The following is a 14146-nucleotide window of genomic DNA, read 5'->3' on the forward strand; positions in this document are numbered from 1 at the left end:
CCTATTGACTCGGCTGCGGGCGGAAACACGTAGCCGGGTTTACAGAGGGACGCGGGGAAACTCGCCAGCCCTCGAAAGTTCTTGTCTCTCTCCTCCTATGACTCACCCGCGGGCGGAATTCGCTGGTGAGTTTTTTCTTTTTTGGCCTGCTGACCACCGGAGCATGCCGGCATCGTGCTCCCGTGAGCCTCGGAACCCAGTGGTGCGGCTCACTCAAAGGCGCCTGCTCACGCTCAAGTCTCATTGGCGGGCTGGTTCAGACGCGCTGGGCGTCGCTCTCTCCTGCTATTCACTATCCTCGCCCCCTGCGATAGTCCCTCACTGGTTGGGAGGACTTGGCGCGAAGGGAGCCTTGCACGGATGCAGAGTTTGGCCGCCACCGCTTTTACGGCACTGGATTGGGCGGTGCTGGCCGGATACTTCGCGTTGGTTGCCGCGACGGGTTGGTGGTTCAGCCGAAAGCAAATGGCGGGACCGAAGGAGTACTTCCTCGCGAATCGGCAGATGCCGATGTGGGCGGTCGCGATCAGTGTGCTGGCAACCTCCACTTCCGCGGCAACGTTCATCGGCAGCCCGGAAGAGGGCTACGCGCGAAACCTGACCTACTTGTCAACAAACATCGGCGGCGTGATCGCCGTCTTCATCGTCGCAGCGTTCTTCATCCCCGCCTTCTACCAACACAACGTCACGACGGTTTACGACCTTCTCGAGATCCGGTTCGGACACGAGGCAAAGCAGGCGAGCAGTTGGATGTTCATGATCGGGCGCGTGCTGGCCAGCGGCTCGCGGCTCTTCATGGCGGCCATTCCGTTGTCGCTGATTCTCTTTCATGAGACGAAAGACTGGCAACTCATCAGCGCGATCGCGGCGCTCACGGTTGTCGGTGTTCTGTACACACTCGTCGGAGGGATTCGCAGCATCATCTACACCGATGTGATTCAAGCCGCGGTCTTTGTCGGAGCGGCCGCGGCCGCCGTGTTTGTTTTGCTCGCCAAGATTCCGGCGCCGATCGGTGAAATCTGGAACGCGATAGCCGGTGCGCAGTCGCCCGACGGAAGCCCGAAATTGACCATCTTGCGACTCGGCGGCGATCCGAAGACGGTCTACACGCTGCTCACGGCCATCACAGGATTTGTGCTTCTGGGTATGGCGTCGTACGGCACGGACCACGACCTCGCGCAGCGGATGCTCACCTGCAAATCCGCGGTGAAGGGCAGCCAATCGGTCATCGTCGCGATCCTTCTGAATCTGCCGATGCAGTTGCTCTTCCTAGGAATCGGACTTTTGCTTTGGGTTTTCTACACGCGACCAGATCTGATGGGCGGAAACATCCAGATTGCACCCGCCAAGTCGAGCGAGGTGTTCGTTCGTTTTATTCTGGACCAAATGCCCGGCGGCATGGCCGGGGTGATGATGGCGGGATTGTTTGCCGCGGGGCTCGGCTCCTTCAATTCGGCGCTCAACGCGATGGGCGCGACATTTGTCAATGACGTGTATCAGCGCTATGTGAAAGGACGAGAACAAAGGCACTATCTGGCGGTCGGCCGGCTCGCCGTGTGCGCGTGGGGTGTCATTCTCGGCGGGTTCGCAAGCCTGTGTGTCTTCTGGCAGAAAGGGAGCGGCGAAACGCTGATTTCCTTTGCGCTGGGGGTCATGACTTTCGCATACGCGGGGCTGCTGGCGGTGTTTTTGTGCGCGATCTTTACCAGGCGGGGAAACAAGGTGAGCGTGCTGAGCGCGCTCGCGGTCGGGTTCTGCGTTGTGCTCGTACTGCAACCGTGGGCACGCGTGCGCTGGGCGCCGGTGCTCGGGCTGGATTCGTTTGCAACGTGGGATGTCGCTTGGCCCTGGTACTTTGTGACGGCGACCACACTCGCGTTTCTCGTCTGCATGACCGGAGCGTCCCCGGCGAAGACCAAGCCTTCCAACGATGCGGGCCATGCCTGATCCTTCCCAACTGCCTCCTTTGATCATGCCCAAACCCTGCGAGATCATCCGGGTTGGAGGCTTTGCGCGCCTGGGGTTTGCGATTCGGATTGATGCCGGACCACACCGGACGATTGTGGAGCCGATGTTGCGTGCAGCGGAATTCGGCGATGACCGGGTCGTGTGGATCGGTGGCAAAGATGTGACGCCGGGATCCGGGGGCGGGTTTGTCCGCGTATCCCTCGACCGCGGGCTTGCGGGTGACGGACGGAACGAACACGGGTATCACCTTGATATCGCTCAGGACAGGGCAGCTTCGGAGGCTGCAGGCCCGAGCGTCGTGCTCCGCGCGGCATCATCGACGGGCCTTCGTTGCGGTGCCGCGACGCTCACACAGTTACTCCGGCAGTACGACGGTGTGGACGGCTGCGTGCTGCCGGCGCTTCGGATAAGCGATGAGCCGTTTCTTCCGACGCGCGGCGTCATGCTCGACATCTCGCGCGATCGCGTGCCCACGATGGAACACCTGCGCGAAATCGTGAATACGCTCGCGCTCCTCAAGTGCAATCACCTGCAGCTGTATACCGAGCACACGTTCGCGTACGCGGGTCACGAAGACGTTTGGCGCAGCGCTTCGCCCATGACAGGTGCCGAATATGAAATCCTCGATGGATGGTGTCGCGAACTCGGTATCACGCTCGGGGCGAATCAGAATTGCTTCGGGCATCTTGCGAAGTGGCTGAGTCTGCCCCGGTATCTGCCGCTCGCAGAGATCGACAGTCTTGAGAAGACATGGAAGTTCATGGAATGGGATCGGCCCGGTCCGTACAGCCTTTGCCCGATCGACCCGCGCTCGCACGAATTGGTGCGGGACCTGCTGGATCAACTCCTACCCCACTTCTCGAACAAGCTAATCAACATCAATTGCGACGAGACCTTTGACGTCGGCCAGGGACGAAGCGCGAAAGAAGTTGCGGAGCACGGGCGTGCAAGAGTCTATTACGACTTTGTCCACAAGATCGTGAGCGAAGTGCGCCGGCACGGATTCCGCCCGATGTTCTGGGCGGACATCGCGCTCTCACACCCGGACAAGATCGGGATGATGCCGAGCGATCTGCTCTCACTCGCGTGGGGCTATGAGCCCGACAGCGACTTCGACAACTGGGGCCGCACACTCAAGAACAACGGACGCGAGTTCTGGGTCTGCCCCGGCACGAGCGCGTGGCGGAGCATCATCGGGCGCACGGTCGAACGCCGCGGCAATATCGATTCCGCCGTTGCCGCGGCGCACAGGCACGACGCCACTGGCCTGCTGATCACGGATTGGGGAGACCTCGGCCATCGGCAGCAATGGCCCGTTTCGCTTCATGGAATCGCGGACGCGCTCAACGCGGCATGGACGGGCGAATCTGGCGGCGGAGACCCGAGCGCTGAATCTCTGCAGGTGTTTGGCGATCGCTCGCTTCAAGCCGCCGGTTGGCTTGAAGATGTCGGCGAGATCGACAAGATTCAGAAGCAGATCAGCGGCAAACCCGATGCCAACGGCAAGCCGACGCGGCTCAAGAACGCTTCGGCGCTCTTGCAGGATTCCACGCTCGGATGGAATGACACGTGGAAACCCGGGAGCGCCGGGCTGTGGATGGAGAGCGCTGCCGCGGCAAAGTGGCTGGAGGGGCGCGTGCCGGCAGACTTGAGCGAATCAACCCGTGACGAAATTCGATTCACCGCGCAGTGCGCACGCACGCTGTGCGCACGTGCCGCGGCACGCAGAGGAGATTCCGGCGCCTTGGCATCTCTTGCAACCGATCTCGAGGCTGTCCGGTCGGAGCATCGACGACTCTGGTTGGTCCGTTCGCGTCCGGGTGGACTCGAGAGCAGCACGGCGCACTATGACCAGCTGGTTGCAGAAGTCAGCAAGAGGGAGTGAAGCGGTGGGACCTCGTGCGAACACACGCCTCGTCGCGGGCTGCATGACCGGCACGAGCATCGACGCCTTGGATTGCGCGCTCGTGCGCATCGAAGGTAAAGGAATGCAGATGCGACCGGAGTTGGTGGCGACGCTGTCGCGCGATCTTGGCCAGCTGCGGCCGGCATTGAGAGCATTGGCCCAGCAACAGCCGATGACGGCGGGCGCGATCGCGGCGCTGGCTCGTGACTTCGCCTTGCTCCATGCACACGCGCTCGAGGAACTCACCGCCGAGCACGGCCTTGACCTGGTTTGCGTTCATGGGCAAACGGTCTTTCATACGCCGCCGGTGTCGTGGCAATTGCTGAATCCGTGGCCGATCGTACGGTCGCTCGGGGTACCGGTTGTTTTCGATCTGCGTGGCGCGGACCTTGCCGCGGGCGGACAGGGTGCACCGATCACTCCGATCGCAGACTACTTGTTGTTTTCGCAAAGTGAAAGCCTTCGGCCATTTTGCTGCGTGGTCAATCTCGGCGGGTTCGCCAATGTCACGGCCCTCGTCACGAATCCGGTGCAGCACAACGAGCCGACTGTACATGGATTCGACATCTGCGCTTGCAATCAGCTTCTCAATTCGATTGCAAGGCTGAAGTTGAACGCGGAGTACGACAGCAATGGTGCATCCGCGGTCCGGGGCGCGGTTCAAGCGGACGCCGCGAAGCAGCTCGCGGGAATCTTGCTTGAGTCTCGCCAAAAACGACGCAGCCTCGGGACCGGTGATGAAGCCTTTGACTGGATACACGCTCATGCTGATGGCATGACCGGCGACGATCTCGCGGCGACGGCGTGCGAAGCGATCGCACGAAGGATCGTTTCCGAATGCAAAGAGTTCGGGCCGATGATCGTCGCGGGAGGAGGCGTGAAGAATGAGGGACTTCTGGCCGCATTGCGCCGTAGCGCGAACGCCGCCGGTATTCCTCGAATTCACCGGTCCGATGAGTTCGGCGTGCCGATCGACTTTCGCGAAGCGATGGAATTTGCGATCCTCGGCGCCCTTTGTCAGGACGGACTACCTATCACGATTCCGCGAATCACAAAGGTGGAGTCTCCCGCCCCACTCTCGGGTTCGTGGGCTTTTCCGAGCCGCGTGGATAAGGTAAACACATGACCGTGCCGCCAGATCGCTCGCACGTCCTCACCGAGCAGCGCAATCCGCGCTCGATGGATCTGCACTCGCTCTCGGTGGCTCAGTGCGTGCAGTTGATTCAGCAGGAAGATCGCGCGGTCCTGGAAGCGCTCGAAGCCGCGGCACCACAAATCGATGCTTTCATTTCTGGCGCGGAGCCCGGATTTTTGGAGGGTGGTCGGCTGGTGTATGTCGGCGCGGGAACATCGGGTCGACTCGGCGTGCTGGATGCTTCGGAGGCCCCGCCAACCTTCCAAGTCGAACCGGGAAAAATCATCGGCATCATCGCGGGTGGCGATTCCGCGCTCCGAAAGAGCAGTGAGGGCAGAGAAGACGATCCGAAGGGAGCTTGGGAAGAGCTTCGCGCGCTGGGATTGAACTCAAGGGATAGCGTGCTCGGAATTGCTGCGGGAGGCACCACGCCTTATGTCCGCGGTGCCTTCGAATTCGTAAGCGGTCTAGCGAGCCGGCCGACGAGTGCGTTGCTGACATGCTCGCCCACGCCGAAGCCCGCGGGAGCGGACCGATTGATCGTGATTGAAACAGGCCCTGAAGTGCTGACCGGTTCGACGCGGATGAAGGCGGGCACCGCGACGAAAATGGCTCTGAACACCATTTCGACGGTGCTGATGGTCCGCTCGGGGCGGGTCTTTGAGAACCTGATGGTGGATCTGCGCGCAACGAACGAGAAACTGAGGGATCGCGGAGCACGGATTATTTCGACACTGACCGGACTCTCCCGCACGGAAGCGCTCAAACTCCTCGAACAGGCGGGAAATAGCGTCAAAACGGCGGTCGTGATGCATCGAAAGAAGGTCGATCATGGCGCTGCAGAGCGTCTGCTCGCCGCGAATCATGGACGCCTCGAACGAGTTCTGGCGAGCGGCTGAGCAACTCGGACCTCACCCCGGCGGTGCTCCCCTACAACTTCGCGGGTTGAGCGAGCATTATCCGATAGAAGTGCTGCGCGAGAGCGCCCTGCAGGAGAATTGCGTTGGCCCGAATCCCGGTGGAGAGCGCGACGGCGACGGAAATCGTCGTCGAAGGTAAGAAGCTGATCGGCTTTGGCGGTTGCAACTACCTCGGTCTTGCTCATCACCAAGATGTGCTCGATGCGGTTCGCAAAGGGATCGAGAAGTACGGCCTGAGTACAACGGCCTCGCGCGAAACGACCGGCGACACCATGTCGCACGAACTGCTCGAAGCCGAACTGGCTGATTTCTTCCAGGTTCAGCAGTGCCTTGTCACACCCGAAGGCTACTCGGCAAACATGGCCCTCGGTCAAGCTCTTGCCCATGACTATCGCGTCGCGATTACGGATGAAAAGTGCCATCGGAGCGTTTCGCACGCGGTTGCCGCGGCGGGCATGCGTGTGATCGCCTATCCACACCTCGATGCGCGTGCCGCGGGAGCGCTGGCTTCGCAATACATCGGTGAGGGTGTCGTGATCCTGACGGACGGAGTCTTTGCCGCGGACGGCTCGATCGCGCCGGCAAAGTCGCTCTTCGAAGTTCTTCCCAAAGAACGGGCGCTGCTGGTTATTGATGATTGTCACGGCTTCTGCGTGCTTGGGCGGAGCGGACGCGGCACCGCAGATCATCACGGCTTGAGTGCGAGCGGTGTGCCGCTCGAGTCGCGCGTGCTGATTACCACAAGCCTTGCGAAGGGTCTTGGGTGCTACGGAGGCGTGCTGGCGGGCCCTTCAACCATCATCCAGCGGGCGCAAGACATTGCGAGTGTCTATCGCGGAACGACCCCTGCGCCGCCCGCGATCATCGAGGGTGCACGTCAGGCGCTCAAGGTGCTGAATCGAGATCCGATCCTGATGCAAAGGCTTCGGGTCAACGCCGATCGCCTCCGGCGCGGTTTTCAGAAACTCGGAATCTCGCTCTATCCGACACCCGCACCCATCTTCACCTTTGTGACCGGCGACACGGCATCCATGGACCGGATTCATCGGAAGCTCATCGATGCGGGCTACTTGGCACCACTCATCGCCTACCCCGGTGGCCCGACCGATCGCTATTTCCGTGTCACGGTGAATGCCGTCCACACCTCGGAACAGATCGACGGGCTGATCGCCGCGTTTGCCGATGCCATCGATTCGGAACCAAAGGCGAAATCGGAAGGTGCAGCAGAGCCAAAGCCGCTGAAGTTTCCCGAGGGACAAAGCGGCGGCAGAGAATTAATTGGCCCGTGGGATCTCTCGCTTACCCCGATGATGAATCCCCGACTCCCCGCGCTGCCTGGCTGAGTGATGCGAGTCGAGCGGCGCCGATCGCGGCATGAAATGGTGAAGTGCCGAACGAAAGCTTCCAGTCCGCTTTCGCGACTGAAGTGAGGCCGGATCGAATCGCGCTTTCCAGTTCCTCACGGCAGCCCTGAAACAGCATCCCGACGTACCCGAGTAGCGCCACCGTGTCCGGTCGATAGATCGCATGGGCGATTCGGATTCCCCGTGCGAGCGCGAGGAGGGGACGCGCTTTTTTGTCGAACTTGCCGACAGCGTCGGCGAAGCCATCGCCGTATTCCGCCCGGATCGCGTTCGCGCCGACATACGACTCGAGCGTGCGGGGCGCCGAACTGCCTTCGAACGTCACATCGATCTGCCCGAAGTGCCCCGGTGTCTCCCCGCTGACAAGAAGCGGTCGCCCATCATCCAGCACACTCGCTCCAACACCCGTTCCGATCGAGATCGCGAGCAGGCGTCCGAGAGGTTTTTGCGAAGACCAGTAATCATGTGCCGCGGCGTACGCATCGGAAACAATGAGCGGTGTGACGACTCCTCCCGTCGATCGAGTCACCAAATCGGAGAGCGGCAGATTCTCGATTCCGGGAAGATTGATCGACTGAACGACGCAAGACCGCGAAGGGTCGAGCCTTCCGGGGACACACAAACCGATCTTTGCGGCACCGCGCGAGCCCGGCGGGAGCGCCAATGCGATGGCGTCGCACAATTCGTCGGCTCCGGGCCGCGAGTATTCCGCGCTTCTGGCGGTCGAGATGCGATCGCCGTCGAGAAATGCGACTTTGACCGAGGTACCCCCGATATCGACTCCGAGCGAGGCCATGTCGGATCATTCGACCTGAACCCGAACGCCGCATGAAGGGAAGTTGAAGCCGGGCGGTTTCGGCGTACACTTGGCGTCCTTACCAGGACACCTTTTCGGCCGCCGAGTGGCGGCTGGCCACCGACGATCCGACCGCCGGCGCGATAAGCGTTGGGCCATGTTTGCGGAGCAGATCCGATGACTCAGACGCTTGCCCCGGAAGATGTGAAAAACAACGACGTCCAAATCCAGGACGCCGGCCCGTGCCGGAAACGGATTTCGATCCGTATCCCGAAGGAGCGCGTGAACGAGAAGCTGAAGGAGTCGCTGGCGGCGATCTCGGCCGAAGCGCAGGTGCCCGGCTTCCGCAAGGGTCACGTGCCGCCGGCGCTTGTCGAGAAGCGCTTCGGTTCGGCGCTCCGCAACGAGGCGAAGAACCAGCTCGTCGCGACGGCATATAGCGCGGCAATCGAGAAAGCGAATCTGAAGATAGTCGGCGATCCGTTCAGTGAATCGCTCGGCAACGTCGAGATCAAAGAAGGCCAGGACCTCGCGTTTGAAATCGACGTCGAGGTGCAACCCGAGTTCGCGCTTCCGAGCCTCGACGGCATCCCGGTCAAGAAACCCACGATCGAATTGCCCGATAGTGCAATCACCGACGAGGTCCAGAAGATCCTCATCAACGAGGGAGATCTGGAGAGCCGCGACAAGCCCGAAGCCGGCGACTACCTGACGGGCCACGGCGTCATGAAGGGCGCCGATGGGACCGAGTTCTACAACATCAAGGGCTGCGTGGTTCAAGTTCCCACGGCCGACAAGAACGGCAAGGGCATGATCCTGGGCGTAATGGTGAACGATTTCTCCAAGCAGTTCGGCCTGCCGAAGGCGGGCGAGACCGCGACGATCAAAACCAAGGGCCCGGAGAATCACGAAGTCGAGCAGATCCGCGGGGCGGACCTCACGATCACGTTCTCCGTCGACCGGGTGGACCGCATCATCCCGGCAAAGGTTGACAACGTCATCAAGAACTTCGGGATGACCGATGAGCAGCAGCTCCGCGACGCGATCAAGCAGCGCATGGAGCAGCGCGTGATGATCCAGCAGCAGTCGGTCATGCGTCAGCAGCTCGCGCAGCACCTGCTCGCGAACACGAAGGTCGATCTGCCCGAGCGAATCACGGCGATCCAGTCGGCACGCAACTTCGAACGCAAACGCATGGAGCTGATGTACCGCGGCGTCGACGCGCAGAAGATCGAGGAGCACATTGCCGAACTCCGCAGCGGCAGCAGCGAAATCGCGGTCCGCGAGCTCAAGCTGTTCTTCATCCTCAACCGTGCCGCCGATGAGTTCAACGTCCGCGTCGAGGAGGCGGAGATCAACGGTCGCATCGCGCAGTTGGCAGCAGAGCGCGGCGTCCGTCCGGACAAGCTCCGCCAGGAGATCATGCAGCGCAACCAGCTCGGCGTGATCTATCAGCAGATCCGCGATCACAAGGCAATGGACGTGATCCTCTCCAAGGCCACCATCACCGAGATGCCGGCGGAAGAGTTCAATCGTCTTATGGCGGAAGAAGCCAAGGGCGGCGCCCCGGCCTGATTCGAGATTGAGACATCCCGCAACGAAAAACCCGTGCTTGAACGCACGGGTTTTTCTTTTCTTGTCCGGTGAATCATTCAGACGTTGCGCGCTTCCTCGTCGCTGGTGAGCAGGGGCTGATTCACGGCCCCGCACGAAGGGCAGATGCTCCCGTGCTGGCCGATGGGCTGCGACTTCATCGAATGGCCGCAGCTCCAGCACATGGGCTCATGGAGTCGGACGGCGACGTGATTGAGAGCGACCGCGACAATGGCGACACCCACGCCGATCACCGGCCAGGCAGGCAGCGTGCTCCATGCGATGACGCCGATCGCGGCAAGAACCGTCGCCATGACCACGGCGAGCGCCTTGAGCCGGATTCCTTGGAGCCAACTGCGAGAGCGTTCGAGCATGACCGGAGAGGATACGCGAGATCCTGCCGCCCGTCAGGAGCCCGGCCGCGCCGCGAATCGAGCCGTCGAAAGGTTTACCCGTTCCACTTCCGAACGCCCGGTCCGGTGTACTGGCTGAGGGGGCGGATCAGGCGGTTGTTCGCGTGCTGTTCCATGATGTGAGCGCACCAGCCGCTGACGCGGGCCGCGACGAAGATCGGCGTGTACTGCGGCACGGGGATACCCATGACGAAATACGTCATGCCGCAAGGAAAATCCACGTTCGGATGGATGTTCTTGTCGCGGAGCATGATCTTCTGGACTTCGTCGCCGATCTCGAACCACTTGAGCTGGCTCGGCCCCTGCGAACGCGCGATCTCGCGCCCGAGCTTGCCCAGGATCGGCGCCCGATGGTCGCCGTTTTTGTAGACGCGGTGACCGAAACCCATGAGCTTGCGCTTCTCGGCGAACGCCTTCTTCATGAAGTCTTCAACCGAGCCCTTACCGGCTTCGGTGAACTCGCGGATTTCCTTGAGCATCTCCATCGCGGCCTCGTTCGCGCCCCCGTGCAATGGGCCCTTGAGGGCGGCGATCCCGCCGCAGACCGCGCCGTGCATATCGCTGAGCGTCCCTGCGATCACGCGGCAGGTAAACGTGCTCGCGTTGAAGTCGTGCTCGGCATAAAGAGTCAGCGAGACGTCGATGCAGCGGGCGTATTCGGCTGGAGGCTTCGTACCAGTCATCATGTAAAGCAGGTTCGCGGCATGATCGAGCGACGGATCGCCCCCCCGTTCCTGGCCGACGATCGGCTTGCCGTCGATCACGTTCTGCATGTGTCCGATGACGGTCGGGGTCTTTGCGAGCAACCGCTTGGACTTGCGAAGATTTGCCGCAGCGGAGTTGTCCTGGCATTCCTTGTCGAGATGACCGAGGATCGAGATGGCGGTGCGGAGCACATCCATTGGGACGGCGGTGCCGGCCTTGAGCCACGGGCCCGACTGCTTCAGGAACTCGACGACAGGCAGCGGCAGCGCACGCTCCGCGACGAGGTCGGCCTTGAAATTCTTGAGTTCATCGGCGGAGGGTTTATGCCCGACCAGGAGAACGTGAGCCACTTCCTCGAACGTCGCGTTCTGGGCGAGATCGTGGATCTCGTAGCCCCGGTAGTAGAGGCCGCCCTGCTCGATCGAGCAGATGTTGGTCTCACCGGCGATGATTCCTTCAAGACCCTTGGCGAACGCGGCTTCGGCGGTTGTGGACATGGGTACCTTTCCTAGCGCAGAAAGCGGCTATGAGCGAGAAACAGAGCATAGGTGACGCACATTCGCCGCGCCTCTGCGGCAAATGCCGCGGGGACGCTGACCGGGATCACGCGTGAAACTCCCACGGCACCCCCGGCTTGTACTCGACAAGGTCGTACAACTGCTGCCTTGTCTGCATCTGCCCGAGCATCGCCTCGACCGATCCGCTGTGCTTGAGTTGTTCGAGCGCGCGGTCCACCGCCCCCATCGCGATGCGGAGCAGGCTGACTGGGAAGATCACGCACGAATACCCCATCTCACCGAACTTCGAAAGCGGGATCATCGGCGTCTTTCCGAACTCGGTCATGTTCGCAAGCAGATACGCCTTTGGGCAGGTCGCGCGGAGTTGGAGAGCGAATTCCGCAAACTCCTTCTCGCTCGTCAGTCCTTCGGGAAAGATCATGTCGGCGCCGGCCTGCACGTATGCCTTCGCACGCTTCACTGCGGCATCGAACCCCTCCACTCCCTTCGCATCGGTTCGCGCGCATACGACGAAACCCGAATCGGCTTCGACCGCAGTCGTCACGCGGTCTGCCGCGGCGGCCGCCCACTGGATTTTCTCCACCATGTGATCGAGCGGCACAAGTTCCTTGCCGTCGAGGTGGCCGCAGCGCTTGGGAAACTTCTGGTCCTCCAGGTGCAGCCCGGCGGCACCGGCTCGCGCGTACTCGATGACCGTCCGCCGCACCATCTCGGCTTCCCCGAATCCGGTATCGGCGTCTGCGAGCACGGGCAGGCGGCTGGCATCCGCGGCTTCGCGAATCTCGCGGCAGAAATGTTCGAGCGTCAAGAGCCCCACATCGGGCACGCCCGCCGAGACGCTCGTCGCGGCACCGGAGATGTAGCAGGCTTCGAATCCGTGGCGCGCAATTGCCTTGGCACAAAGTGCGTTGAACGCACCGGGGATCGCGATGCATTGCCGGTCCATCGCGGCCCGCAGACGGGCTCCGGGAGAGGCCAGAACTTGGTAGAAGCCGTTGCTCATGGCGAGATGATACTGATCCGCCCCGGCGGATCGCGTGTTCTATACTGAGCCTGCCGCGGGCGTAGTTCAGCGGTAGAACGTCAGCTTCCCAAGCTGAATGTCGCCGGTTCGATCCCGGTCGCCCGCTTTGACGCAGACTTCAGTGCTTGCGCCACTGACGTCCCCACCAGTCATAAGTGATCTCGGGACCGCGAGAACGCAGGCCAAGCTCGTCGAGCAGATATCGGATTCGCCCCGGACAAGCTCGAATTCCCAGAATTCGAAGGTTGTGCAACCAGCGAAATCTCGGAGAATAGCCGGATCGCTTTGTGATCCTCAGGGCTTCCGACTTGTACTCCGCCAAGTTGCGCGACGTCTTCTGATTCGGATGGTAGCGGAATCCGGCCAACGGGACATCGACGCCCCAAATCTCTGCCAGCGGAGCGAAGCGGCACCAAAGCTCGTAATCGCCGGCGGCGGAAAGCGAGCTATCGACTCGAGCTCCGGCGCGCTGCCATAGGCTGCGTCTCCAGAAAGTTCCCTCCTGCTGGATAAAGCCAAATCCGTACCAACCCGCGATCGGAAGATAGTCCCCGCGACGAATGCCTGCCGAGCTGACCTGAGCGAGCGGGCTGAGTTTGACCACCGCATCGTGCTCGTCGATGACGCAGGGATACAGCGTCGTGAGCCATTCCATTTCCGGGAATTGACGGAAGAGACTCCCGACCAACCGCAACGTACCCGGCAGAAGCAGGTCATCGGCGTTAATCCACCCCATTATGTCCGCGTCGATATTGGCAAATCCCTTGTTGAGCGCGTCGTACATACCTCCATCCGGTTCGATCAAGACATGATCGATCTTGTGCTTCCAGCGGGCGAGCACATCCCCGGTGTTGTCGCTCGAACCGCCGTCGACGACCGCATAGCGCAGATTGGGATAGTTCTGGTCGAGCACGGAACGGATGGTGCGCTCGATGAATCTGCCGCAGTTGAGAGACGGCGTGACAAGAGCGAAGCTGGGCAGAGTTTCGTTGCCGGATGTCAAGCGTAATTCACGTATTTGAATTCTTCGCTCCGCTTGGGAACAAAGAACAGGTCCATTTGCCACAGCGTGCGGTCGTAAACTCTCCAGAGCGGCTCCGAAAAGTCTACCACTCCGAAACCAAGCCGGTCGAGGAATGCGACCATTTCATGCCACATCAGCGCGTTGTCGCTCAACCGAAAGTTGTACGTTTCGATCACGAGAATCTCGGTTTGTTCGAGCGTGCGACGAGCGCCCTCGAGTATCGGAACCTCAAATCCGTGCGTGTCGAGCTTAAGCAGGAATGGTCCTTGCCACGCACGTTTCGCTAGCTCGTGATCAATGCTTGTAACGGGGATCTTGATTGTCTCTTTGTCGGTCGGGTGTTCGCTCGCCGAGCCGGCGAATTCCCCGCTTGGTTCAAAGTAGACCATCCCGTCCGCACGCGGTCCCGCCGCGGAAATGCAGAACTCGGCGCCCGGATGCCCGGCGCAATATGCCTCGAGAGATTTGCGATGCAGTTCCTGCGCCTCGATGAGAAGATAATTCGCGCCCGGAAACACGCTCCTCGCAGCGGCCGACCACCGACCATCCGATGCACCAATATCGACGACTGTGCTCACCTGGTGACCGCGGTCACGAACAAGCGTGAGCGCCCGGAGAGTGCTTGCGGCATCGCGAACACGGGTCTCCAATTCTGGGCTGGTGAGACTGGCCGCCGCTTGGCTCGGAGCAGCGGGTGCCCAGATTCGGTTTGCGGCCCGGTGCAGCGCGCCGCTGATCATTCTACGAACAGGCATTCTTGATTCCGTGTGGTAGGCACTT

Annotated in this window: 12 protein-coding genes and 1 tRNA gene; 7 read left to right on the top strand and 6 right to left on the bottom strand. The window is 61.3% G+C overall.

Translation table 11 applies throughout. The annotated features are described in order from the left end of the window. The first annotated feature begins 360 nt into the window (after positions 1-360). The 5 genes from KF691_09265 to KF691_09285 all read left to right on the top strand — a co-directional run bounded on the left by KF691_09265 (position 361) and on the right by KF691_09285 (position 7272). Positions 361-1947, top strand: a complete 1587-nt coding sequence (locus KF691_09265) for a sodium:solute symporter (protein ID MBX3389628.1) — start codon at positions 361-363, stop codon at positions 1945-1947. Continuing rightward, a complete protein-coding gene (locus KF691_09270; GenBank protein MBX3389629.1) occupies positions 1940-3853 on the top strand; it encodes a hypothetical protein in 1914 nt (637 codons plus the stop codon). The genes KF691_09265 and KF691_09270 overlap by 8 nt, the downstream gene beginning before the upstream one ends. 4 nt (positions 3854-3857) lie before the next feature. Beyond that, entirely contained in the window at positions 3858-5000 is a 1143-nt protein-coding gene (locus tag KF691_09275; GenBank protein ID MBX3389630.1) for an anhydro-N-acetylmuramic acid kinase, read from the top strand. Continuing rightward, on the top strand, positions 4997-5908 hold the full coding sequence (gene murQ / locus KF691_09280; GenBank protein ID MBX3389631.1) for an N-acetylmuramic acid 6-phosphate etherase: 912 nt from the start codon (positions 4997-4999) through the stop codon (positions 5906-5908). Before KF691_09275 ends, murQ begins: the two co-directional genes overlap by 4 nt. Before the next feature lie 104 nt (positions 5909-6012). Further along, positions 6013-7272, top strand: a complete 1260-nt coding sequence (locus tag KF691_09285) for a pyridoxal phosphate-dependent aminotransferase family protein (protein MBX3389632.1) — start codon at positions 6013-6015, stop codon at positions 7270-7272. On the opposite strand, the gene KF691_09290 is transcribed toward KF691_09285, so the two are convergent. Beyond that, complete coding sequence (locus KF691_09290; protein MBX3389633.1) at positions 7229-8089, bottom strand: ROK family protein; 861 nt, start codon at positions 8087-8089, stop codon at positions 7229-7231. The genes KF691_09285 and KF691_09290 overlap by 44 nt on opposite strands. A 177-nt stretch (positions 8090-8266) precedes the next feature. Here KF691_09290 and tig point away from each other — a divergent pair, with 177 nt between their 5' ends. After that, positions 8267-9664: a trigger factor gene (gene tig / locus KF691_09295; protein MBX3389634.1), complete on the top strand. Its 1398-nt coding sequence runs from the start codon at positions 8267-8269 to the stop codon at positions 9662-9664. 77 nt (positions 9665-9741) lie between these two features. Here tig and KF691_09300 read toward each other — a convergent pair whose 3' ends face one another. From KF691_09300 to KF691_09310, 3 genes are all read right to left on the bottom strand, one after another. Further along, positions 9742-10056, bottom strand: a complete 315-nt coding sequence (locus KF691_09300; GenBank protein MBX3389635.1) for a hypothetical protein — start codon at positions 10054-10056, stop codon at positions 9742-9744. A 74-nt stretch (positions 10057-10130) separates the two neighbouring features. Continuing rightward, complete coding sequence (locus KF691_09305) at positions 10131-11297, bottom strand: citrate synthase (GenBank protein MBX3389636.1); 1167 nt, start codon at positions 11295-11297, stop codon at positions 10131-10133. A gap of 106 nt (positions 11298-11403) precedes the next feature. Then, positions 11404-12321 carry an isocitrate lyase/phosphoenolpyruvate mutase family protein gene (locus KF691_09310; protein MBX3389637.1) on the bottom strand — a complete coding sequence of 306 codons (918 nt, stop codon included), beginning with the start codon at positions 12319-12321 and terminating at the stop codon, positions 11404-11406. Positions 12322-12376: 55 nt separating this feature from the next. On the opposite strand from KF691_09310, the gene KF691_09315 reads away from it, so the two are divergent. Beyond that, a tRNA-Gly gene (locus KF691_09315) sits at positions 12377-12448 on the top strand. Positions 12449-12460: 12 nt separating this feature from the next. On the opposite strand, the gene KF691_09320 is transcribed toward KF691_09315, so the two are convergent. Beyond that, the gene (locus KF691_09320; GenBank protein ID MBX3389638.1) at positions 12461-13345 is read right to left on the bottom strand and encodes a glycosyltransferase; all 885 of its coding nucleotides are present in this window, start codon (positions 13343-13345) and stop codon (positions 12461-12463) included. Further along, complete coding sequence (locus KF691_09325) at positions 13342-14121, bottom strand: FkbM family methyltransferase (protein MBX3389639.1); 780 nt, start codon at positions 14119-14121, stop codon at positions 13342-13344. The genes KF691_09320 and KF691_09325 overlap by 4 nt, the downstream gene beginning before the upstream one ends. Positions 14122-14146: the final 25 nt, after the last annotated feature.

Source organism: Phycisphaeraceae bacterium (assembly GCA_019636555.1).
Lineage (GTDB): Bacteria > Planctomycetota > Phycisphaerae > Phycisphaerales > UBA1924 > JAFEBO01.